The sequence below is a fragment of the Marinobacterium sp. xm-m-312 genome, assembly GCF_013283295.1.
Lineage (GTDB): Bacteria > Pseudomonadota > Gammaproteobacteria > Pseudomonadales > Balneatricaceae > Marinobacterium_E.
Map to the genome: position 1 here is coordinate 219,829 of NZ_WBYS01000002.1, position 21,493 is coordinate 241,321.

The following is a 21,493-nucleotide window of genomic DNA, read 5'->3' on the forward strand; positions in this document are numbered from 1 at the left end:
CATTACGTTTAACCATTTTTATGCGCTCTCCGGCGCGTACTCCAAGTGATTGACGATTTCGCGTAAAGCAAACGACGTCTGCATACGTGAAACATGCGGTAAATCACTCAAAACCTTTCGGCGCAACCGTTCAAAGTCACGCAAATCTCTTGCTGCTACCTTTAATAGATAATCCGCATCGCCGCTCATTAGGTAACAGGATCTGACACTCGGGACCTTAGCAACCGCACGCTCAAACTCTGATTGAGCCGCATCAGACTGGCTATCGAGCGTAATTTCAACCATGACGGTGGCGGTATAACCAACCTTATCGGGATCTACGAGTGCGGTGTAACCAGAAATGATGCCGTCTTTTTCTAGACGTGCGATACGGCGAGACACGGCCGAGCCTGAGAGACGAACGCTATCCGCGATCTCATTCGTGGTGCGACGTCCATCTTGCTGGAGCGCACGAATTATCTCCCAATCTTTTGCATCCACAGATTACAAATCCTAAAGCCAGTGATGACGATTAAATCGTCCATTGCTCAAAATATACACAACCCAACCAAGCATTCCAACACTTAACGCAAAATATTTGCGTTTATCTTTAATTTAATGAGAAATTTTTGCAAAAACTACCAATGCAACCCATATAAATCATATAAATAACAATATTTTCTAATTTACGCACAAATTTTGCGTCATTATTGAGAAATAGACAGTAACTTAATTATATTTACAAAAAATTAACGAAACTAATGCAAATTATAGATATGAAAAAACAATACTAACACACAAATAAAACGCCAATAATTTTTAATTTATGCAAAATATTTGCATTAAAATTAGATTGTAAGCACAAAATCAAAATATATTATTGATAAACGGCAAAAAACACTCTCTTAGGTTTACATTAGATTTACACATAACATCGCAACATTTTTGCGTCATAAGAACTAAAAACAAAAAACGCAGCCGAGGCTGCGTTTTTAGGTAGGACAAATTAACGATTAGGGCCAGTAGATATAGAGCACCGCAATAGAGGCCAAGGTAGCAGGAACTGTTAAGAATAGTGCCTTGGTAGCACCGATCAATTTGACCACCAATAACTGATGCACGATCGGGAAGGTGATGAACATTGAGCTCAATGGAATCGACCAGTGCAAGGTCTGAAATCCATAGGCCAGAGAACCCACCAGCGTTAGCGCAGCAAGATTACCGAGCACCACCATCATGACCATATTCTGCTTCACCGCAAACCATGCAGGACGATCAGATTCTGGCATTTTGTTGATGGCACCTACACTCAGCGCAGCCGACATTGAGAAGACGCCGGTTAACAGAAAGATGTATAGCGATTCGTTCATAGTTATAATCTCCTTTTAGCGATATTGTACGGACCTGCACAGAGATTAAAATGAAAGTTAGACAAATAATTTTAGGATCGCTCGCTGCACTTGCACTCACTCCAACCGCCAACGCTCTTAGCGATGAAGGAAAGCACTGGGTGTGCGAAACCGAGTCTCTCTATCGCTCGCTGTTGAGCGCACGTCTGTATGGAGTGGGCAAGGAGCCAGAACAGGGCTGCCAAACCCTACCTACCGGTGTCGCAATCAGCCAGCAAAGCTGCATTGAGTCTGATATTAAACTTTGCCAATACCTTTGGACCGAAGATGGAAAGAGCGTCACCATGTGGGGCAGCGCCATCATCTCCACCCTTAATCAATAACTGAGTATCCCATGCCTGACTTTCTCGTCGACGAACAGGTCGAAGACTATGCCTTTATCTCTACTTCAGCAGAGCCCGAACTCCTGCAGGAGTTGATCGACCAAACCAACCAAAATATGGGATGGCCACAAAAGCTATCTGGCCGCCTGGTCGGCCGAACACTTAAGATGCTCTCTGCGATTGCTCAGCCGAAACGCGCCCTTGAAATTGGTATGTTCACAGGCTATTCAGCGCTATCCATTGCGGAAGGCATGCCGGATAATGGCAAGCTTATCTGCTGTGAAACCAACCCACGCGCGATCGACTTCGCAAAAACCTTTTATGAGCGAAGCGAACACGGCAAAAAGATTGACGTGATCTTTGGTCCTGCCATCGACACCCTTGAAACTCTTGCAGATCAACTTGATGGCCCATTGGATTTCACCTTTATCGATGCCGACAAACGCAACTACCTAAACTACTACTTAAAGGTTAAAGAGCTGACTCGCCCAGGTGGCTTAATCGTACTTGATAACGTGCTCTGGTCTGGCAAGGTCATTCAACCAGAATCCGATATCGATGATGTGTTAGTTGAAACAAACCGACTGATTGCAGAGGACCCCGAGGTGGAAAACGTCTTTCTGACTCTGCGCGACGGTGTCAACGTCGTTCGAAAGCTCTAAATTGAACGTCATGCATATCTTAAGAAAAAAATTTCATGGGATATGCAATTTTCATGAAATCCACTCACGTTTATACTAAGCCACACTTAAAAGAAGCAATTGGAATAGAGATGAGCTGCTCACTTCAGGACAAATTAATCGGTACGGACCAAGGGGTTTATGTCATCGGTACTACCCCACCCAAAATGGGCACCGAAGATGAAGTGATGTCAGGCATTGCTGACAAGCTGCTGGAACGACTCGACCATATCGCGTTCGATGGCATTATCGTTTATGACATTCAGGACGAGAGCACTCGCATCGACACACCTCGCCCATTCCCCTTTGCTCAAACACGTGACCCGCGCCACTACGCTAAATTGCTTCACGAAAAGAGCGGCTGCGGAACCATCACCTACAACAGTGTTGCTCAAGGTAGTCGACAAGAGTTTGAAGAGTGGGTAGAAGAGACGACTGAGACCTACCACCAGAACAATATCGTCCTGGTTGGCGCCCCCTCCTCGGAAGGTGACTACAAGTTCAGTTTGAATGATGCCTACCAATCACTGGAAGAGTCTCATAAAACAATTGCCCTTGGCGGTGTCTGTATCGCAGAGCGCCATCAGAAAAAAGGCGATGAACACGAGCGCATGGTGACCAAGCAGAAAGAGGGCTGTCACTTCTTCATCTCGCAAGCGGTTTATAACGCACAAGCGACCATCGACATGCTGACCTCCTATGCTCGTCGCTGCAAACAGCTCGATATGGAGCCGGCACGAATCATTTTGACTTTCACACCTTGTGGCAGTGAGAAGACCCTTGAGTTTATGAAGTGGTTGGGTATTTCGGTACCAGAGGCGACCAGCTACCGAATTTTGGATGCCGATCAGCCACTTAAAGAGTCTATTAAGATCTGTTACACCAACTTGCAGATGATTTTGGAATCTTGCGCCGAATTGGATCTACCGCTGGGCTTAAATATCGAGAGTCTTACGAACCGCAAAGAGGAGATTGATGCGGCAATACAGCTTTACTCTTTGCTGCGCGCCCGAATGGAACTGGCACTCTCGGAGCGAGCAATCGGCCTCTAACCGCCCGCTAACTTAACGGTAAAACCCTCTTTCTCTAAGAGGGTTTTAAGTTTGTCGCGGTGATCACCTTGAATCTCAATAATTCCCTCTTTGACAGCACCGCCTGAACCACACCCCTGCTTCAACTTTTTCAGAAGCGTCTTTAATTCAGACTCAACTCTTGGCACACCGGAAATGGTAGTGACGGCTTTGCCTTTTCGCCCAGAGGTTTCACGACGAATGCGAACTACCCCATCCATTGCGGCAATGCGCGTCTGCTCTGCCTGCTCTGAACAGATACAAGCGGTTAACGCTTCGCCACAATCAGGACAGAGGTTACCTTTTTCCGTGCTGTAGACGAGTCGACTAAGCTGATCTTGAAGTGATGCCATATTAAACCTTTATTCCTCCACCGATCTGTCGAGCAAGGTAGCTTGCATAGGAGTCGGTCATACCGCTAATAAAGTCCAAGGCACGCATGTAGCCTTGATAGAGCGACTCACCCGAAGAGGGGGCATGAATCCCCATCAGACCGATAATCTTTTCACTGCGATAACAGAGATCTTCTCCCTGCTTTTGGTGCTGCTCCCAGACCGCCTCGATAAAAGCCTCAACCAACACACCTAGAATAGTATAGGCACCCACCTCTAGCTCTGCTTTTCGATTGTCTGGAAAGACCCGCTCTTGGGCGATACGTTTCGCTGCAGCCAACCCATCTCTAACCATGGGATCGCCATCACTGAGAAGCTCACCCTGATATTGACCTGACAAGATCTCTGGCAGCTGATCGGCAAAAACCTGCACCGCTGAGTCGACCATGTTCTCCATCGCTCGACCACGAAGTGCCGAAATCTTACGTCGTGCAGAGGCCTGGGTCGCGAAGATCTCATCATCAAACTCCAGGTCGCCGCAGAGCGTTGACAAGATAGGTTTAACCTCATCGAAACTAAGCAGGTTCAACTCAATAGCATCTTCAAGATCCAATATGGCGTAACAGATATCATCCGCCGCCTCCATTAGGAAGTTCAGAGGGTGACGCGCCCAGCGATCCTCTTCAAGCTGAGGCAGACCAAGATCTTTGGCCAGTGATGCTACTAAAGGAAGTTCCGCTTGATAACAGCTGAACTTACCCTTCTTACCACCGTGACGAGCTGTCCAAGGGTATTTCAATAGTGTTCCTAGAGTTGGGTAGGTTAAGCGCAGACCACCATCAAAGAGATGGTTCTCGATCTTGGTGACGACCCTGAGCCCCTGCGCATTACCTTCAAAGGTTTTTAGATCTAAAAACTCGTCTTCAGAGAGCTGCGAGAAACGCTGATCCTCTTGACGCTGACGGAACCAATCACGAATGGCGTACTCGCCAGCATGACCAAAAGGGGGGTTACCAATATCGTGAGCCAGACAGGCCGACTGAACAATCATCCCCAAGTCATCAGGCGATATGCCCTTTGGCAGCTGATCAGCAATCAACTCGCCGGCACGAATGCCCAGACTACGCCCAAGACTGCCTACCTCAATGGAGTGAGTCAGACGAGTATGGATGTGATCGTTGAGGGACATAGGGTGCACTTGCGTCTTACGACCCAAGCGACGGAAAGCACTACTAAAGATGATTCGGTCATGATCTTTGTGGAAGTGGCTTCGACCCTGCTCCGCCGATTCTACTTCGTCGTGACCATAACGTTTGCGCGTTAGCAGCCTTTCCCAATCCATTTACACTCTCCCAAAAAACTTGGAAGGAAGTGTGCCAGATCCTAGCCCTCTTTATAAGCGTCCAACGCGCGTTTTCGCTCAAGAGAGTAATCAATGATCGGCGCGGGACGACCAAACGCCTGCCCTGCCCCCGGCTTATGACGCTCTTTAGGCGGTAGCGCGGCCAGCTCTGGCAACCACTTCACAAGAAATTCACCTTTGGCATCGAACTTCTCGCTTTGCGCAGTCGGGTTGAAGATTCGAAAATAGGGAGCGGCATCAGCACCCACTGAAGCAGACCACTGCCAACCACCGTTGTTGGATGGGAAATCAGCATCAATCAGATGCTCCATAAAGAACTTCTCACCGCGGCGCCAATCGATGCCAATTAATTTAGTTAAAAAGCTGGCCACGACCATACGCAGTCGATTGTGCATCCAACCTGTTGTTAACAGCTGTTTCATCGCTGCATCGACAATCGGAAACCCTGTCTCACCCTGACACCAAGCCTGCCACAGCGGCTCACGATCCAACCACTGAATCTTCTGCTCAGTTTCTGGTCTAAACGGCTCAAGTTTAGACAGCTCTGGAAACGCAACCGTCAGGTGACGATAGAACTCACGCCAGATGATCTCATTGAGCCAACTGCTCTCTAACCAGCCATCGTTCTCACGCTCCTGTCTTTGAACATGCATCAACTGTAGTGGTGACACAGCACCAATGGTCAAGTAAGGCGATAACTGGGAGGTCCCGTTGATTGCTGGAAAGTCACGATGCTCTTTGTAATCCAACTCCCGTTCACGGACAAACTCGTAGACACGTTCACGGATCGCTTCGGTCTCAACGGGCCACAACTCTTTATCATAGGACAGTGGGCGCCAGCCAAGATCGTCTGGGATGTCATCAGAGTGAAGTGCGGTCTCTGGGAAAGGGGTGTTCATCGCTTTAATTGAGTAGTCAAATCGAGGTAACGCTGCCCGCCATGCACGAGAGAATGGGGTATAGACTTTAAAGTCTGTACCCGTTTGAGTTTTAACCTCTCCGGGTGGAATGATCACCTCACCATGAAAACCCTGACAGCTCACATCAGGTTGAAGGGCTGCAACGACTGCATCATCGCGCAACTGCTCATTTAGTGGATACTCGTGATTGAAGAAAAAGTGAGTTGCTGACAACTCTGTTGCCAGGTTTCTAATGGCACTGGCACAGTGATCAAAGTGCCCTGCCTGAATCACTTTTAAGGGCACATTGAGAGATTCAAGCTCGCCTTTAACCTGCAGTAACCGATCTCGCCATAGCCCCATACGTTGAGGCGATTCGTTATGTTCCGACCAGCTCTCATGAGTCAGACAGACAAGGGCCACCGTGGCCAATCCATTACGTTGCGCAGCTTCCAATGCTGGGTTTGCGGCTACTCTAAGGTCATTGCGAAACCAGACGATATTCATGTTTTCCCCAAAAAAAAGACCGGCTTTAAAACCGGTCTTCTTATTTCAATAGTGATTACAGACCAATGAATGGCTGAGCCAGACGACCCATAATACCTGTAAATTTAAGTGGCGCTTCAGTTGCGATCAGACAGATGCACTCAGAACCGGTATCAACGATCGGCTGGTGTTTGATCTCTTCATCAAGATCTGCGACATCGCCCTGACAGAAACGCCCCACATCGTCACTGTACGAGCCACGAAGGATCATCGTCAGCTCATTACCCTTGTGGGTATGGTGCGGCACAGAGACGCCAGGCTGAATTCTAAGAAGACGACACGCTCCCTCTCCAGGGAAATTAAAATCGTAATGTTGCACACCCGGGCCAAGACGCTTCCACTCAATGGCATCCAGGTCAGATCCGACAATTTGCGCCAGAGGTTCTGGAACTTCTGCACTGCCTTTGAATTTAACAGCTCGTTCAGCAACCACCTCTTCGCTACCATCGAGCATACCCAAAATGGAGTCTAAAGAGCCTTCGCTCATCGCTTGCGGTTGGATGTCAGCAAGTAACTCACCGCCGATACACTCTGCTTCCCAAGCTTTAGTTTGACAGGTCTTGCACCAGTGAAGATGACTATCAACCAACAGTGTCATACCATCAGACAGCGCGCCGGCGGCACGTGCCATAAGGGTAGCATCGTCAAGATGATGACTTATTTTCACTCTTCTTCTCCCCAATGAGCTTTGAGTTTGCTGAATGCCAATCTCAATCTCGATTTAACGCTGCCGAGCGGTATACCTAACTGCTCGGAAATTTCTGAATGACTCTTACCCTCATAATATGAGAGGTAGAGAACCTGTGCCTGAGCTTCAGGCAACTTGGCGATCGCTCCGCTCATTCTCTCTTCGAGAACGGCATGCTCGCCGTAATGACGTTGATCGGGATCGATCTCTTCTTCAGGTAACTCGTATTCAACCGCTTTCTCTCTGCGAAGGCGATCGATGCATTGGTTTCTTGCCAATGTGAAAATCCAGGTACTGGCACTGGCTTTACTGCGCGTGTACAGGTGCGCTTTACGCCATACGGCCAGCATCGATTCCTGTGTCAGCTCTTCGGCTGCCGCTACCGGCATTCCAAAACGGATAATGTACGCTTTCACTCTGGGTGCAAAATGTTCGTATAAGCGGCTGAAATCCGCTTTACTGCGGGTTTCAGAAAGCGACGCGAGCAGGTCTGACCATGCATCCCGCTCCTTCTTCTTTTTTTGCTCCGCTATTGCCACTGCTGCAGTCACATCAGTTTCCTCGGATCTGTTATCAGTCATCGCTTTCACTACGTTAGAGGGTTTATAAATGGATCACATTTTGAACAGTAAATAGTAAAAATTGACCGTTGGCCACTTTTTTGAAAATAACCGACATCTTTTGATCTATCAAGGTAGACTGTTCGTAACGAAATTCAAGCTTGTTTTTGCATGGACTCAATAATGAATGTAAGGCCTTTAAAACCATTGAATATCGCAGTTATCGGTTCTGGTATCTCCGGATTATCCGCCGCCTGGCTTTTAAGTAAACGCCATAACGTTTCACTTTTTGAAAAAGATGATCGCCTTGGCGGCCACTCAAATACCGTTGAGATCGACACTCCCGAAGGCAACGTTCCGGTGGATACAGGGTTTATTGTATTCAACCCCGTTAACTATCCCAATCTGGTCGAGTTCTTCAAATATCTCGAAGTAGACACTACCGATACCAATATGACCTTCGGCGTCTCACTAGAGAAAGGCAAAGTGGAGTATAGTGGCTCTGGCTTGGGCGGCTTTTTTACACAGCGCCGCAACCTCCTCTCTTTTAAACATTGGGGTCTACTTCGTGAGATCTTAGCTTTTTACAAAGATTCTGATCGACTCCATAACGACCCTAGTCTGGCCGAATTAACGCTTGGACAGCTTTTGGAGCGCGAGGGTTACAGTCAAACCTTCATTAATGAGCACCTTCTGCCCATGAGCGCTGCAATCTGGTCAACGCCCATGGATAAGATGCTGGACTACCCTGCAGAGACCTTTATGCGTTTCTGCATGAACCATGGTCTCGTTCAAGTGAAGGACCGCCCACAGTGGCGTACAGTGATAGGTGGTAGTCGCCAATACGTTAATAAAATCGCTGAGCAACTGGGTGATGGCGTCATCTTGAATGCTCGCGTACACCGTGTCGAACGCGATGCTGACGGAGTTACTCTGATCGATCACCACGGACAGAAGCGTCGCTTCGACCAGGTGGTATTTGCATGTCATGCTGATCAGACCCTTGAGATGCTGTCTGACGCAACACCGGAAGAGCAGCGACTTCTGAGCGCCTTTCCTTACCAACGCAATCGTGCGCTGTTACACACTGACACTAACCAGATGCCAGTCCGTAAAGGTGCTTGGTCAGCTTGGAACTATCTGGCCTCAAGCGATCAAGGCGAAGGTGAGCTTGCAGTGACCTATTGGATGAACGCACTGCAGCCTCTGCAAACCAAACAAGATGTGTTTGTCACACTCAATCCTATCGAAGAACCTAAAGCCGATAAGATTCTTGGCAGTTTCCTATACGACCACCCTGCGTTTGATCAACGTTCCATTGAGGCACAGAAGGAGATTTGGGCCATTCAAGGTCAACAACGCAGTTGGTTCTGCGGTGCTTGGATGGGCTATGGTTTCCACGAAGATGGTATCCAATCAGGCCTCGCAGTTGCGGAACAGCTCGGAGGCGCTTTGCGACCTTGGACCGTCGACAACCCCAATGGACGTATTCATGTTCAAGAGCCCGTTAGAACAACGCAAACATCCGAGAGCGCAGCCTAATGTTTAGCTCCGCGCTCTATGAAGGCAAGGTGATGCATCACCGCTTCAAGCCTAAGCGTCACCGTTTCATCTACTCAGTTGCCTCAATGTTGATTGACCTTGATGAGCTAGATAGCCTCGACGCTAATCTGACTCTGTTCTCAAAAGAGCGTTGGAATCTATTTAGCTTTAAAAACCGTGATCATGGCGAAGGGAGCGACCGAGACCTCGCTGAACAGGTGAGAGAGCAGCTGCTGCAATACGAGCTGTCTGAGTATGGTCACAGTATCAAATTACTCTGCTACCCCAGAATGTTTGGGTACGTCTTTAATCCACTCAGTGTCTTCTACTGTTACGACTGTGACGGCAACCTTGGTGTCATTCTTTACGAAGTAAACAACACCTTCGGTGAACGACACAGCTACCTGATCCCAACCAACAGTAAGAGTGATCAGATTCGTCAAAGCAGTGAAAAGAGCTTTTACGTCTCTCCATTTATGCCTATGAAGGCGCCCTATCAGTTTCGCATGCTGGCACCCCATCAGCGAGTCTCTGTCTGCATTCGACAGTCCGACTCAGAAGGGTCCCTTCTGCACGCCACCTTTACTGGTAAACGAACTGAGCTGACGAACAGAACACTGCTAAAAGTCCTGTTTAAATACCCTTTGATGACCTTCAAAGTGATTGCTGGCATTCATTGGGAAGCGCTCCAACTCTGGCTTAAACGCGTACCACTTCAAAAACGAGTCAAAGGTACGACTCATCAAGTGGTTTTAATCGATAATAAAACGAGGGTTTCTGATGCGTCCTTCTGAATACACTACGACCCTTTCCAACCAGCAGCTGTCGTCTCTCGGTTGGTTCAACCGTCGCGCATTGAATCTGTTGCACAAAACACTCGATGGACAGATTAAAGGGCGACTGACTCTTGAGCTACCCAACGGCATGATTCATGACTTTGGCCAGCAGACAGATAATGAACATCACGCCATCATTAAGATTAATAGCTTTAAATCCTTGCGTCGTCTTGTCCGAGGTGGATCTATCGGCTTTGCAGAGAGCTTTATGGATGGCGAGTGGCAAACACCCGATGAGGTCAGCGTTATTCGCTGGGCTCTAGCCAACGAAAACTTAGTGAATGACATCCTAAAGGGCCACCCCCTTCTGCGTTTATTCAATCGTTTAAGCCACTTAGGCCGTGCGAATACGAAAAAGGGCAGCCGCAAAAATATTGCTTACCACTACGACCTAGGCAACGACTTCTATGCTCAGTGGTTAGACCCAAGCTTCACCTACTCCTCAGCTCTGTTTGAGAGTGATGAGACACTGGAAGAGGCACAACTCAACAAGTACCGAACCATTTGCCAGATGTTAGATCTTAAGGCCGGTGAGCATGTGCTTGAGATCGGATGTGGCTGGGGTGGTTTTGCTGAGGTAGCGACCAAAGAGTTTGGCGCCAAGGTAACAGGAATCACTCTATCAAAAGAGCAGCTCGCATTTGCCAAAGATCGAATGAGTCGCTTAGGTTTAAACAATCAGGCGGACCTACAGCTTATCGATTACCGTGACATCCAAGGTGAATACGATCACATTGTCTCAATAGAGATGTTTGAAGCGGTCGGCGAAGAGCACTGGCCAACCTACTTCGAGACACTCAAAAAGCGTCTTAAAAAAGGGGGAAGCGCGGTCCTGCAGATTATTAGCATTGCCGATGATCGTTTTGAACAGTACCGCAGCTCTGCCGACTTCATTCAGCGCTACATTTTCCCTGGCGGCATGCTGCCAAGCCCTACCGCGCTAGAGGGAGAAATCTTGTTAGCGGATCTAAAACTCTGTGAACAGAAGTTGTTTGGTTTGGATTATGCCAAGACCCTAGAGATTTGGCGCCGAAACTTCTTAAACGCTTGGCCAAGCATCAAGGCGACCGAAGCGTTCGATGAGCGCTTTAGACGCATGTGGGTTTACTATCTAGCTTACTGTGAGGGTGGGTTTAGAGAGGGTTCGATTGATGTCGGACTCTACAAAGTACAGCACTAAGCTATCGAAGAGCCAGATAGGATTTTATGCCCTTCCGGCTCTTCCGCTCTCACTTCCAACTCTAGCGCTCTATATCAACCTACCCACTTGGTACCACGAACAGTGGGGCTTATCGCTTGGTCTGATTGCACTGATTCTGTTTTTTGCAAGAGTGTCAGACCTCCTCGTAGATCCCTTTATAGGGAGGTTGAACGACCGACTATCAGACACAACTCAAAGATCGGTCATCATCGCAGGTGGGTTGATCTGTATCCCGTCTGCACTGCTGCTGATTTACCCAGCTGAATCCTATACTGCCATCTCGCTGAGTCTGGGATTAATCGGTCTCTTTTTTGGCTGGACGCTGATTCAAATCCCCTACCTAAGCTGGCTAGTACGTCTAAGCAGCGATGCACAAGAGCGCATAACGATCGCTTCGTTTAGGGAGTTTTTGGGGTTGATAGGCCTTCTGCTCTCCGCGCTCATACCTGCACTGATGGTCTATCTTGGTTACTCAAGCACCGAAGCACTCAGAGCCATTGTTTGGATTGCACTGCTACTGGGGTCCATCACACTGACACTATTGATGGCTAAGGTTCGTTTAAAACCTTTAAATAGAAAAGAGGACTCTCAAACAGATTCAGCCTCCACATGGCGACCGATTCAACGAAATCGCTTAGCAAAGAGACTGGCAATCTCTTGGTTTTTTAATGGTTTAGCGAATGGCGTTCCTGCGACGCTGTTTCCGCTCTACATCACAATGGTTCTTTTATTACCAGAGAGTGACCGAACACTCTACATTGCGATCTACTTTCTCTCTTGCATCCTCTCAATCCCAGTATGGATTAAGCTGACGCGAACCCTAGACCGAATCGATCTTTGGCGAACGGGTATGTTGATTAGTGCCGTCGTATTTGTACCCGCCAGTATGCTGGGTAGTGACACTGCTTGGTTATTCATTCCTATCTGTCTATTAACCGGTGCGATGTTGGGCGCTGATCTGGCGATACCCCATGCGATTCAGGCTGACGTCGCTGATTACCATCAGTGGCGATTTGGACAATCCCAAACGAATTTGCTCTTTGCATTGTGGAACATGATCACAAAACTGGCACTGGCACTTTCAGCCACCCTCGCCTTTGGTCTGCTTGAACTGTTTGGCCAAACACCCTTAGTTTTGGCATTGATCTACGCACTTATCCCCAGCGTACTTAAAATCATAGCCGTGTTGGTCGTAAGAGATTTTAGGTTAAGCGCCAGCACACACAAAAAAATCAAACAGCGTTTAGCTCAGGAGACCATCCGTTGAAAAAAGCGATAGCAGTTTTACTGATGGTTATGTTGAGTGGGTGTTCACAGATGCAGATCGATCAAATCAGTCAATCGCAGCCAGCATTGAAGATTGAGGAGTACTTCAATGGCAAGGTCTATGCTTGGGGTATCTTCGAAGATCGTTTTGGCACCATCAGACGTCAATTTCAAGTTGAGATTGATGGTAACTGGGATGGCCAAACGCTCACCTTAGATGAACAGTTTCTCTATGATGATGGCGAGCGCGACCAGCGCATTTGGGAGATCACATCATCCAACCCAGGTCGTTATGAAGGCCGCGCAGATGACGTTATTGGTTCAGCAACCGGAACCAGCCAGGGCAATGCATTGAACTGGCAGTATGACATCGATTTAAAAGTGGGCGATGGCAGCTGGCGTGTCACCTTCGATGATTGGATGTTGCTGCAACAAGGCGGAGTACTGATCAACAGAGCCTATGTCAAAAAGTGGGGGTTCACGATTGGTACCGTCACCCTAAGCTTTATGCGCGGTGATGCTATGAAGGAAGCGCCATTTTCGCTTTGATCGAGCGCAGAATTCGTCCTAGAAGGGGTAGTTTCATGTACAAGGGTGCACTATCCCAATAGTCTAAATGTTCAGTAATCAATCCGCTCTCATTAATAGAGAGACGACTGACCCCCTCTGTTGTAAACACCCCCAATACAGGCAACTTTGCACGGAACTCCCACCGAACATAAGCCGCCTCTGGCTGTTCACACCATTCAAAGACGGTAAATGATGGATCCTCTGAGCGTTCAAACATATCGGTCAGAATTTCACACATCTTCGAAAAGCCACGAACGTCATTAAACGGATCGGCGAATCGAACATCTGGAGTCACCAGTGATTCAAACTGAGTGACACTGTCCGGTGTTAAGTTCTCAAAAAGCTCAACGTATTGTTTTACCGATGTTTGATTCATCGTTTAGTGACTCGTTTTACCAGAGGGAAATAGAGTTTGTAGGGCAAGTGCCGCAACAAGGCAAGTGTAGCAGCAAATAGTTTAGGAAAGCGGATCTCAAAACTACGCCCTTTCAGCCCTTTCACAATCTCCGCAGCGGCTTGCTCAGGCGATATCAACGCGGGCATTTGAAATTGATTCTTGTCTGTGAGAGGTGTCTTAACAAAGCCCGGATTGATCAACCGTATATCGACCTTTGAATCCTCTAGCTCAACTCTCAGGGACTCGCACAAATTGATCAGCGCAGCTTTAGAAGCACCGTAGGATGAGGCATAAGGGAGTCCTCGGTAGCCTGCTAGAGAGGAGATGACACCAATTTGCCCACCTGATTTAAGATAGGTAGGCAGTATCGCCTCCAGCAAGTAGACCACCCCGAAATAATTGACCTGCATTAGCGATTCACAGTTCTCTGCATTAAATTCAGTGGCGGGCATCTCTTGGTGCGTACCCGAGCTGATGATGACTTTATCGGGCATGCACTCTTGGCAAATATCGGCCCAAGCCTTAATACAGGAATCGCGATCTGTCACATCCAATGGCATGGATTGGCAGCCAATAGACTCGGCTAAGGTGACTAAACGCTCTTCATTTCGAGCGCTGATTAGAACTTGATAGCCCTCATCTAGGTAAGCCTTAGCCAGCGCAGCGCCAATTCCAGTACTGCCTCCAATTATCCAAATTCGACTAGCCACGCTACTCCCTATTCTGAGCTAGAGAGGTCTCTTTAATCAGCTGACCTCCACTCCATATAACCTGAATATCAGACCCATCCTTGGCTCTAAACTCAAGGGCTCGCCATCGCCCATCGCTATCGTACCAACTGACCGTTCTATCCAGATCACCGCCAAGGCGATAGCCATCCAATTGTACGGTTTCACCTCGGGCATCTAAGAGCGCAGAGCCCACAGACTCTGGTGAAATCTCATCCATATTACCGGTGATACTATTTAATACCTGCCGCTGATCAAGAATCTGCCGATACCAGTGATGGGTCGTCATTAACTCCGCTGGGTAGGCATGCACTCGCCCTTTTTTATCCACTGTCTCTAAAACATCGGATTTTTGGACGGCCGTGACCGATGACTCTTTTTTGTTGCTAACCGTTTTCACGTTGAGCTGCATGAGTCGATCATTTTGCCAAACCTCATTAGCCTGATATCGGTACTCATAGTTGAAAAAGCCAAAGACTTTCGCCGTTAACTCCATCTCGATCTCAGCGGCGACACGATCGTGGGTGACATCACTGAAACGAAGTGTGTAATGACCGACCGGCTCACCTTTGCGATAGACATCGTAAGTGATGACTTCTGGGTAGAGCTTGGCCTGACCAACCAATTGAGAGGCATTCAGGATAGGCGCTAAAAAAAGCCCCATCACAAAAACAGACTGTCTAATTATTAACATCATAGTCTGGATTACGACACCGAGAGAAAAGTGGTTCTCAGCCGGCAAGAAATTGGGTAGTCTTAGACTAAAGAATTAGTATAAAACGACTTGGAGATAATCGATGCGTTTCAAGAACAATCTGTTCATCGCTTCACTTGTTCTAACCGCTCCGCTGGCTTTTGCTGGTCCTAAGGTAGTGATGCAGACCAGCATGGGAGAGATCAAATTTGAACTCAACGATGAGAAAGCCCCCATCTCTACCGAAAACTTTCTGAACTATGTCGACAAAGATCATTATGAGGGTTTGGTTTTTCACCGAGTCATTCCAGGCTTCATGATTCAAGGCGGTGGTATGGATGCCGAGATGCGTGAGAGAAACACGGGCAGCCCGATTAAGAATGAGTCGATGAATGGGCTGAGCAATGTTCGAGGTTCCATTGCCATGGCCCGAACCCAAGCACCTGATAGCGCCACAGCGCAGTTCTATATCAACACAGTTGATAACTTAGGTCTTGATGGACGAACCAATCGCCCTGGATATGCGGTGTTCGGCAAAGTCATAGAAGGGATGGAGGTCGTCGATAAGATTTCCGCGGTACAAACCGGCAATGTCAGTTACTACCGGAATGTACCAAGAGAGCCGATCACAATTTTGAGCCTAGAACGTATCGATTAGCGCGATAGGTTCACTTGGTTCAGCCTGCGCGCATTGGCAACGACCGTCACTGACGACAGTGCCATCGCTGCGCCGGCGATCATCGGATTGAGTAAAAGACCAAACACGGGATATAGAATACCCGCAGCAACAGGAATCGCCGCGACATTGTAGAAAAATGCGCCGAACAAATTCTGTTTGATATTGTTGACCGTTAATCGCGACAACTGAATCGCATCCGCTACCGCATGCAAAGAGTTCTGCATCAGTGCTACATCAGCAGAAGCTAACGCCACATCAGTACCACCACCCATTGCATAACCAACATCCGCTTGCGCCAGCGCTGGGGCGTCATTAATACCATCCCCAACCATAGCAACCACCTCACCCTCGGCCTGAAGTTGGGCGATTGTCTGCAGTTTTTGCTCAGGCTGAACACCGGCAATGACTTCACTAATGCCTGCTTGTTTGGCGATCGCTTCAGCCGCCACTGAGTGATCGCCCGACAGTAGTACTAATCGAAGACCCATCACTTTGAAACGCTCGACGGCAGATTGACTATCATCACGAAGGGCATCATTCAAAGCAAACAGGGCTAAGACTCGGCTGCTATTAAACAACCAGACCAATGAGGCGCCCTCTTCACTCCACGCTTCTGCATCACAGACAAAATCGGATGAATCGATATCAAAGGTTTCCATCCATTGCCCGCTACCCAAACGATAGGTTTCATCGTCAATGACCGTTTCCACACCAGAACCAGAGATCGATCTGAATTGATCAACCTCGCAAGCGCCTCCCTCGAGTGAATGACTTAAGGCTTTAGAGAGTGGATGCTCAGAGTGTGAAGCAAGCGTTTTGGCGATTGCTGCATACTCAGGTGCAGCATGCTGATGAGTCAGTGAGGGTTTGCCTTGAGTCAATGTGCCGGTCTTATCCATGACGACACAGGTCAGGTCTTGTGATCGCTGCAGGGCATCGCCCTCTCGAATAAGCACACCCATTTTAGCAGCACGACCCACACCCACCATCACTGCCATTGGGGTCGCCAGACCCAACGCACAAGGGCAGGCCACAATTAATACGGTCATGCTGGCTAGAGTGGCATAAGACCAAGTCGGTTCTGGACCAACAAACCACCAGAGTGCAAACACAAGCAGTGCAATAAGAATGACGACGGGTACAAAGATAGAGGCTATTTTATCCGCCAACTTACCCAGTGCAGGTTTGCTGTTTTGTGCCTCTCTGACAGACGATAGGATTTGAGCGAGGCGAGTCTTCTGCCCTACTTCGGTCACACGAACCAGTAAAACGCCCTCACCATTGAGCGTGCCTCCGGTCACTTGGTCATCTAACTGACGTTGAACTGGAACAGACTCACCGGTCAGCATCGATTCGTCAACATAGCTACTGCCTTCAACCACTAGGGCATCAACCGGTATCGTCTGTCCTGGTAGGACTCGGACCAGATCACCAGGCAGCAGGAGTTGAATAGAGACCTCTTTGGCTTCACCTTCAATCACTTTTAGCGCTGTTTTCGGTTGTAAATTCATTAGGTGACGCAAGGCTTCTGCGGTCTGATTTCGCCCCTTAGCCTCTAAGGCTTGACCCAGCAGGATGAAGCCAATAATCATAACTGAGGCTTCAAAGTAGAGGTGTCTGGCTTGCGTGGGGATCGACTCTGGAATCCATTGAATGAACATCAGCAGAAGTGCTGAATAGAGCCAGGCTACCCCGGTGCCCAAGGCAATCAGTGTATCCATATTAAAATCGAGACGTTTAAAACTCTGAAGCGCCCCTCGGAAAATATGGCCACCTGAGTGGAACATCACCATCGCGGAGAGTGTAGCCGTGATTAGGCCATTCACCAGACCCTCTGAACTCTCCACCGGCGGCATGAGGCCTGCCAACATCTGAACCATCAAAAATGCACCCAGGCCAATCGCAACCCAGGCATGAGTGAAGGTCTGTTTTAGCTCTTGTTGATTCTGTTGATCACGAGCCGCAAGATCCTCTTCATTCTCTATAAAAGCGGCACCGTAGCCAGCATTGATGATCAGTTGTTCAACCTCAGTGGTTGGAAGATTCGACTCAACAGTAGCTGTTCGATCGGCGAAGTTGATCGCAAAATCAGAGATATCATCAGAAGCATTCAAGGCCTTTTCGATTGATCGAACACAGCCGGCACAACTGACTTTTGACAAAGCATATTGATGGATCGTCATGACACACTCCTATCGCTGTACAGCGGCGTAATCACCCTGCAGTTCAAACACTGTCTGCTCATTACCCACGGCGACGCTGATTGGTAGCCGCGCACGCTGTTTCTCTTGAAAACGCTGCCAGAACTGCTCAACGACAGCGTCATCTGGCAGTGTCGCAACCGCTTTCAGGCGATCGGTGACAGGGGCTAAATAGCGCTGTTCGCTTTTGGCAATCATAACATCGGCATCAATGCCACGCTCTCTGAGCCATAAGGTCAGCAGACACCAACCGCTCAGTGTCGCGATGGAGGCTATGGAACCCGCAAAGCCCGTTCCCTTATCGTTCAGATTCGGTTCTAGCGGTGCACTAAGTTGAAGTTGATTGCCAGTGTAATCGATCTCATCAATCTGCATAGCAGCCGTTAATGGAATGGCCTGATGCAGCCAACTAAGAAACGCCTGATCACTCACCCGTCCACTCCGCAACATATAGGGACTGATCCATTTCTGGAGCTTGGCGATCTCGCATTGGTTGACCTAAATAGATGAAGCCGACGATCTCTTCATTGTCATTAAGACCCAATCCCTTCTGCACATTCGCATCAAACATCAGATCACCCGAACGCCACATAGCTCCGACACCTTGTGCGTAAGCTGCCTGAACCACAGCTTGCGCGGCACAGGCGGCTGTCATTACCTGCTCAATCTCAGGCACTTTAGGGTGCTGTTGTATCACCGCAATCGCGACCACGATCATCGGTGCTCGAAGAGGCATATTCAGTAGGCGATTTCGTTGCGCCTCTTCAATATCAGGATTCTTAACTAAGGATGCATCAAGGTAGAGCTGGCCTAAACGATCAAGCGCAGATCCTTGAATGGTTAGGAAGCGGTAAGGTCGAAGCAGACCGTGATCGGGCGCTCGCGATGCGGCCTGAAACATCAGCTCCAGCTGCTTTGCTGTAGGCGCAGGCGCTTCCAACATGCCACAAGAGGTACGCTGGGTTAACAGTTCAATCGCATCCATCACAGGGCTCCTTATTGTCGGCTTAATCGTGGATTTTTTGGCAAAGTATCGAGCGTACTACGGTAAGGGTTGATATCCAGACCGCCTCGGCGCACGTAACGCGCATAAACCGTCAACTCTTCGGGCTGACAACGCTCTAAAATATCCATAAAGATCGTCTCTACACACTGCTCATGGAAATCGCCGTGTTCACGGTAGGAGATCAGATAGCCTAGCAGACCCTCCTCATCTATTTTCGGTCCACTATAACTGATTTGAACGCTCGCCCAATCGGGCTGACCTGTCACTGGACAGTTGGATTTAAGCAGGTGAGAAATCAGTGTCTCGGTGACGTTTTCACCTTGACTTGATAGTAGCTCAGGAGCTGGTTCGTAGTGAGCCACCGTGATATCAAGATCATCAATGCAACGACCGTCAAAGGATTCAATCTGCACCGCATCTTGAGGAGAGGTCAACGTCACCCGAACCTGACCGCCCGCCGCGTCTGATAGATCTTTAGCCATCTGAGCAGCCACCTCATCAGCAGAGTCAAAGCGACTCAGATTGTAGGAGTTTAGGTAGAGCTTAAATGACTTAGACTCGACGATATGCGTCGACGTTGCTGGGATATGAAACTGAGCCAGTGCAACAATCGGTTTGCCCTTAGCGTTCAACCAACTGATCTCATAACTGTTCCAGATATCTTCCCCAAAAAAGGGCAAGGTGGAGCGATCAACGCCGCGCGCTTGCCAATTGATATCTCGCTCTATGGGGTAAAGCAGTGAGGGATCGTACTGATTGGCGTAGACCGTCTCTTTACCTAGGGGTGAGTGGAGGACCTTTTCTGGTTCGTTCATTAGCTTCGAATCCCCTTACCTGTGTTTAGAAGGTGCAGCGCAAAGCCACCTAACACTGCAATAAACAGAATGATCATGCCAAACGCAAAGGTGACGTCAATATCACTAACGCCCAAGATTCCATAACGGAATGTATTCACCATGTAGAGAATGGGGTTGAGCTGAGAGACCCCCTGCCAAAACTCAGGCAACAGTGAGATTGAGTAAAACACGCCACCTAAATAGGTTAGAGGCGTCAGAATAAAGGTTGGCACCACCGCAATATCATCGAACGAATTCGCGTAGATCGCATTGATGAAGCCACCCAATGAGAAGACGACAGCAGTCAAAAACAGAATGCTGAGCGTTACAAAGGGGTGCGCTAACGTCAGATCAGTGAAGAACAGCGACAATAGAGTGACGATGAATCCAACGGCTAAACCACGAGCAACACCACCGATGACGTAACCGGCCAAAATCACCCAGTTAGGCACCGGTGCGACGAGCAGCTCTTCAATGTGACGTTGAAATTTAGTACCGAAAAATGACGAGACGACGTTTCCGTAAGAGTTGGTAATCACCGACATCATAATCAGACCCGGCACGATGAACTGCATGTAGTCGAATCCATCCATCTCACCGATCCGAGAGCCAACCAGATTCCCGAAGATAATAAAGTAGAGCGTCATGGTGATCGCAGGCGGAATCAGTGTCTGAACCCAAATTCGAGTAAAGCGTCGAACCTCTTTCACTACGATTGTTGAGAAGGCAACCCAAAGAAGATTTCCGTTCATTATTTAGCCCCCTTGTGTTCAACCAGTTCGACAAACAACTCTTCAAGACGGTTGGCTTTATTACGCATACTAAGCACGGCGATGTTTTGCGCTGTTAACTGCGCGAATACGCTGTTGAGACCATGCCCCTTAGGCAGATCGACTTCCAGGGTATGCTCATCGACTAAACGCGCCTCCAAGCCATCGAGATCGGGGAGACTCTTAAGATCTCGATCAAGATCTAGAATAAAGGTCTCGTTATTCAGTTTAGCCAACAACGATTTCATTGAACTATTTTGAATAATTTCACCCTGATCGATGATCGCGATATTGCGACAGAGTGACTCAGCCTCTTCAAGGTAGTGAGTCGTCAGGATGATCGTCGTGCCCTCTTCGTTGATCTTGGTAAGAAACTCCCACATCGATCGACGTAGCTCAATATCCACGCCTGCAGTCGGCTCATCCAGAATCAGCAATTTAGGGTTATGAACCAACGCACGAGCAATCATCAGACGACGTTTCATACCACCTGAGAGTTGGCGTGCTCGATTGTCACGTTTATCCCATAAACCCAAGGCTTTTAGGTAGTGCTCTGCACGCTCTTTGGCGATAGAAGAGGGGATCCCGTAGTAACCCGCTTGAGTCACAACGATGTCTTCAACTTTCTCAAAGAAGTTGAAGTTAAACTCCTGAGGGACAATGCCCATGCAGAGCTTTGCTTGGGTCAGGTCAGAATCAATATTGTGGCCAAAGACTGACACACTACCATCCGTTTTATTGACCAAGGATGTGACGATACCCAAGGTGGTCGATTTACCCGCCCCATTGGGACCTAGCAGAGCGAAAAAATCGCCCTGCTTTACATCCAGATCGATCCCTTTAAGCGCTTTAAAGCCATTCCCGTAGGTTTTTTCCAACCCACGAATTTGAAGAGCAAGTTCCATTCAGTGCTAACCT

General features: G+C 48.4%; 25 protein-coding genes. 9 read left to right on the top strand and 16 right to left on the bottom strand.

The genetic code is table 11. The annotated features are described in order from the left end of the window. Positions 1-18: 18 nt before the first annotated feature. A complete protein-coding gene (locus tag XMM312_RS11650; RefSeq protein WP_173481369.1) occupies positions 19-480 on the bottom strand; it encodes an Lrp/AsnC family transcriptional regulator in 462 nt (153 codons plus the stop codon). A 512-nt stretch (positions 481-992) separates the two neighbouring features. Further along, positions 993-1,349, bottom strand: a complete 357-nt coding sequence (locus tag XMM312_RS03700; RefSeq protein WP_173481370.1) for a hypothetical protein — start codon at positions 1,347-1,349, stop codon at positions 993-995. A 50-nt stretch (positions 1,350-1,399) separates the two neighbouring features. On the opposite strand from XMM312_RS03700, the gene XMM312_RS03705 reads away from it, so the two are divergent. From XMM312_RS03705 to XMM312_RS03715, 3 genes are all read left to right on the top strand, one after another. Beyond that, complete coding sequence (locus tag XMM312_RS03705) at positions 1,400-1,711, top strand: hypothetical protein (RefSeq protein ID WP_173484612.1); 312 nt, start codon at positions 1,400-1,402, stop codon at positions 1,709-1,711. An 11-nt stretch (positions 1,712-1,722) separates the two neighbouring features. Further along, positions 1,723-2,373 (top strand): O-methyltransferase, encoded by a 651-nt coding sequence (locus tag XMM312_RS03710; RefSeq protein WP_173481372.1) that lies wholly within the window; start codon positions 1,723-1,725, stop codon positions 2,371-2,373. A gap of 110 nt (positions 2,374-2,483) precedes the next feature. Next, on the top strand, positions 2,484-3,443 hold the full coding sequence (locus XMM312_RS03715; protein WP_173488727.1) for a hypothetical protein: 960 nt from the start codon (positions 2,484-2,486) through the stop codon (positions 3,441-3,443). Here the strand turns inward: XMM312_RS03715 and XMM312_RS03720 are convergent. The 5 genes from XMM312_RS03720 to XMM312_RS03740 are packed head-to-tail and all read right to left on the bottom strand — an operon-like array spanning position 3,440 to position 7,870. Further along, positions 3,440-3,814 carry a translation initiation factor Sui1 gene (locus XMM312_RS03720; RefSeq protein WP_173481374.1) on the bottom strand — a complete coding sequence of 125 codons (375 nt, stop codon included), beginning with the start codon at positions 3,812-3,814 and terminating at the stop codon, positions 3,440-3,442. The genes XMM312_RS03715 and XMM312_RS03720 overlap by 4 nt on opposite strands. A gap of 1 nt (position 3,815) precedes the next feature. Then, a complete protein-coding gene (locus XMM312_RS03725; protein ID WP_173488728.1) occupies positions 3,816-5,135 on the bottom strand; it encodes a deoxyguanosinetriphosphate triphosphohydrolase in 1,320 nt (439 codons plus the stop codon). 41 nt (positions 5,136-5,176) lie between these two features. After that, positions 5,177-6,562: a deoxyribodipyrimidine photo-lyase gene (locus XMM312_RS03730; RefSeq protein WP_173488729.1), complete on the bottom strand. Its 1,386-nt coding sequence runs from the start codon at positions 6,560-6,562 to the stop codon at positions 5,177-5,179. A gap of 55 nt (positions 6,563-6,617) precedes the next feature. Further along, complete coding sequence (locus XMM312_RS03735; protein ID WP_173488730.1) at positions 6,618-7,268, bottom strand: ChrR family anti-sigma-E factor; 651 nt, start codon at positions 7,266-7,268, stop codon at positions 6,618-6,620. Beyond that, the gene (locus XMM312_RS03740; protein WP_173488731.1) at positions 7,265-7,870 is read right to left on the bottom strand and encodes a sigma-70 family RNA polymerase sigma factor; all 606 of its coding nucleotides are present in this window, start codon (positions 7,868-7,870) and stop codon (positions 7,265-7,267) included. Before XMM312_RS03740 ends, XMM312_RS03735 begins: the two co-directional genes overlap by 4 nt. A gap of 162 nt (positions 7,871-8,032) precedes the next feature. On the opposite strand from XMM312_RS03740, the gene XMM312_RS03745 reads away from it, so the two are divergent. The 5 genes from XMM312_RS03745 to XMM312_RS03765 are packed head-to-tail and all read left to right on the top strand — an operon-like array spanning position 8,033 to position 13,243. Continuing rightward, positions 8,033-9,391 (top strand): NAD(P)/FAD-dependent oxidoreductase, encoded by a 1,359-nt coding sequence (locus tag XMM312_RS03745; protein WP_173488732.1) that lies wholly within the window; start codon positions 8,033-8,035, stop codon positions 9,389-9,391. Continuing rightward, complete coding sequence (locus XMM312_RS03750) at positions 9,391-10,185, top strand: DUF1365 domain-containing protein (RefSeq protein ID WP_173481380.1); 795 nt, start codon at positions 9,391-9,393, stop codon at positions 10,183-10,185. Before XMM312_RS03745 ends, XMM312_RS03750 begins: the two co-directional genes overlap by 1 nt. Continuing rightward, the gene (locus tag XMM312_RS03755) at positions 10,172-11,407 is read left to right on the top strand and encodes a cyclopropane-fatty-acyl-phospholipid synthase family protein (protein WP_173481381.1); all 1,236 of its coding nucleotides are present in this window, start codon (positions 10,172-10,174) and stop codon (positions 11,405-11,407) included. Before XMM312_RS03750 ends, XMM312_RS03755 begins: the two co-directional genes overlap by 14 nt. Beyond that, positions 11,379-12,695 (top strand): MFS transporter, encoded by a 1,317-nt coding sequence (locus XMM312_RS03760; RefSeq protein ID WP_173488733.1) that lies wholly within the window; start codon positions 11,379-11,381, stop codon positions 12,693-12,695. Before XMM312_RS03755 ends, XMM312_RS03760 begins: the two co-directional genes overlap by 29 nt. A gap of 29 nt (positions 12,696-12,724) precedes the next feature. Continuing rightward, the gene (locus XMM312_RS03765) at positions 12,725-13,243 is read left to right on the top strand and encodes a DUF3833 domain-containing protein (protein ID WP_173481476.1); all 519 of its coding nucleotides are present in this window, start codon (positions 12,725-12,727) and stop codon (positions 13,241-13,243) included. Here XMM312_RS03765 and XMM312_RS03770 read toward each other — a convergent pair. From XMM312_RS03770 to XMM312_RS03780, 3 genes are read right to left on the bottom strand one after another with little or no spacing between them, the layout of a single operon-like run. Continuing rightward, on the bottom strand, positions 13,215-13,640 hold the full coding sequence (locus XMM312_RS03770; RefSeq protein WP_173481383.1) for a nuclear transport factor 2 family protein: 426 nt from the start codon (positions 13,638-13,640) through the stop codon (positions 13,215-13,217). The genes XMM312_RS03765 and XMM312_RS03770 overlap by 29 nt on opposite strands. Beyond that, complete coding sequence (locus XMM312_RS03775; protein WP_371743465.1) at positions 13,637-14,371, bottom strand: SDR family NAD(P)-dependent oxidoreductase; 735 nt, start codon at positions 14,369-14,371, stop codon at positions 13,637-13,639. Before XMM312_RS03775 ends, XMM312_RS03770 begins: the two co-directional genes overlap by 4 nt. 1 nt (position 14,372) lies before the next feature. Then, the gene (locus XMM312_RS03780; protein ID WP_173488734.1) at positions 14,373-15,086 is read right to left on the bottom strand and encodes a DUF6134 family protein; all 714 of its coding nucleotides are present in this window, start codon (positions 15,084-15,086) and stop codon (positions 14,373-14,375) included. Positions 15,087-15,186: 100 nt separating this feature from the next. Between XMM312_RS03780 and XMM312_RS03785 the strand changes: the two genes are divergently transcribed. Next, positions 15,187-15,741, top strand: coding sequence for a peptidylprolyl isomerase (locus tag XMM312_RS03785; protein ID WP_173481386.1), 555 nt, complete (start codon positions 15,187-15,189; stop codon positions 15,739-15,741). On the opposite strand, the gene XMM312_RS03790 is transcribed toward XMM312_RS03785, so the two are convergent. Genes XMM312_RS03790 through XMM312_RS03815 form a run of 6 tightly spaced genes read right to left on the bottom strand, consistent with a single transcriptional unit; the run spans position 15,738 to position 21,480 of the window. Next, positions 15,738-17,945, bottom strand: a complete 2,208-nt coding sequence (locus XMM312_RS03790; protein WP_173488735.1) for a heavy metal translocating P-type ATPase — start codon at positions 17,943-17,945, stop codon at positions 15,738-15,740. The two genes, XMM312_RS03785 and XMM312_RS03790, sit on opposite strands and share 4 nt — an antisense overlap. 9 nt (positions 17,946-17,954) lie before the next feature. Then, positions 17,955-18,395: a YiiD C-terminal domain-containing protein gene (locus XMM312_RS03795; RefSeq protein WP_173488736.1), complete on the bottom strand. Its 441-nt coding sequence runs from the start codon at positions 18,393-18,395 to the stop codon at positions 17,955-17,957. Continuing rightward, a complete protein-coding gene (locus XMM312_RS03800; protein WP_173481389.1) occupies positions 18,388-18,948 on the bottom strand; it encodes a nitroreductase family protein in 561 nt (186 codons plus the stop codon). The genes XMM312_RS03795 and XMM312_RS03800 overlap by 8 nt, the downstream gene beginning before the upstream one ends. 11 nt (positions 18,949-18,959) lie before the next feature. Then, a complete protein-coding gene (gene queF, locus XMM312_RS03805) occupies positions 18,960-19,784 on the bottom strand; it encodes an NADPH-dependent 7-cyano-7-deazaguanine reductase QueF (RefSeq protein ID WP_173481390.1) in 825 nt (274 codons plus the stop codon). Then, positions 19,784-20,557 carry an ABC transporter permease gene (locus tag XMM312_RS03810; protein ID WP_173483389.1) on the bottom strand — a complete coding sequence of 258 codons (774 nt, stop codon included), beginning with the start codon at positions 20,555-20,557 and terminating at the stop codon, positions 19,784-19,786. Before XMM312_RS03810 ends, queF begins: the two co-directional genes overlap by 1 nt. Then, positions 20,557-21,480 (bottom strand): ABC transporter ATP-binding protein, encoded by a 924-nt coding sequence (locus XMM312_RS03815; RefSeq protein WP_173481392.1) that lies wholly within the window; start codon positions 21,478-21,480, stop codon positions 20,557-20,559. The genes XMM312_RS03810 and XMM312_RS03815 overlap by 1 nt, the downstream gene beginning before the upstream one ends. Positions 21,481-21,493: the final 13 nt, after the last annotated feature.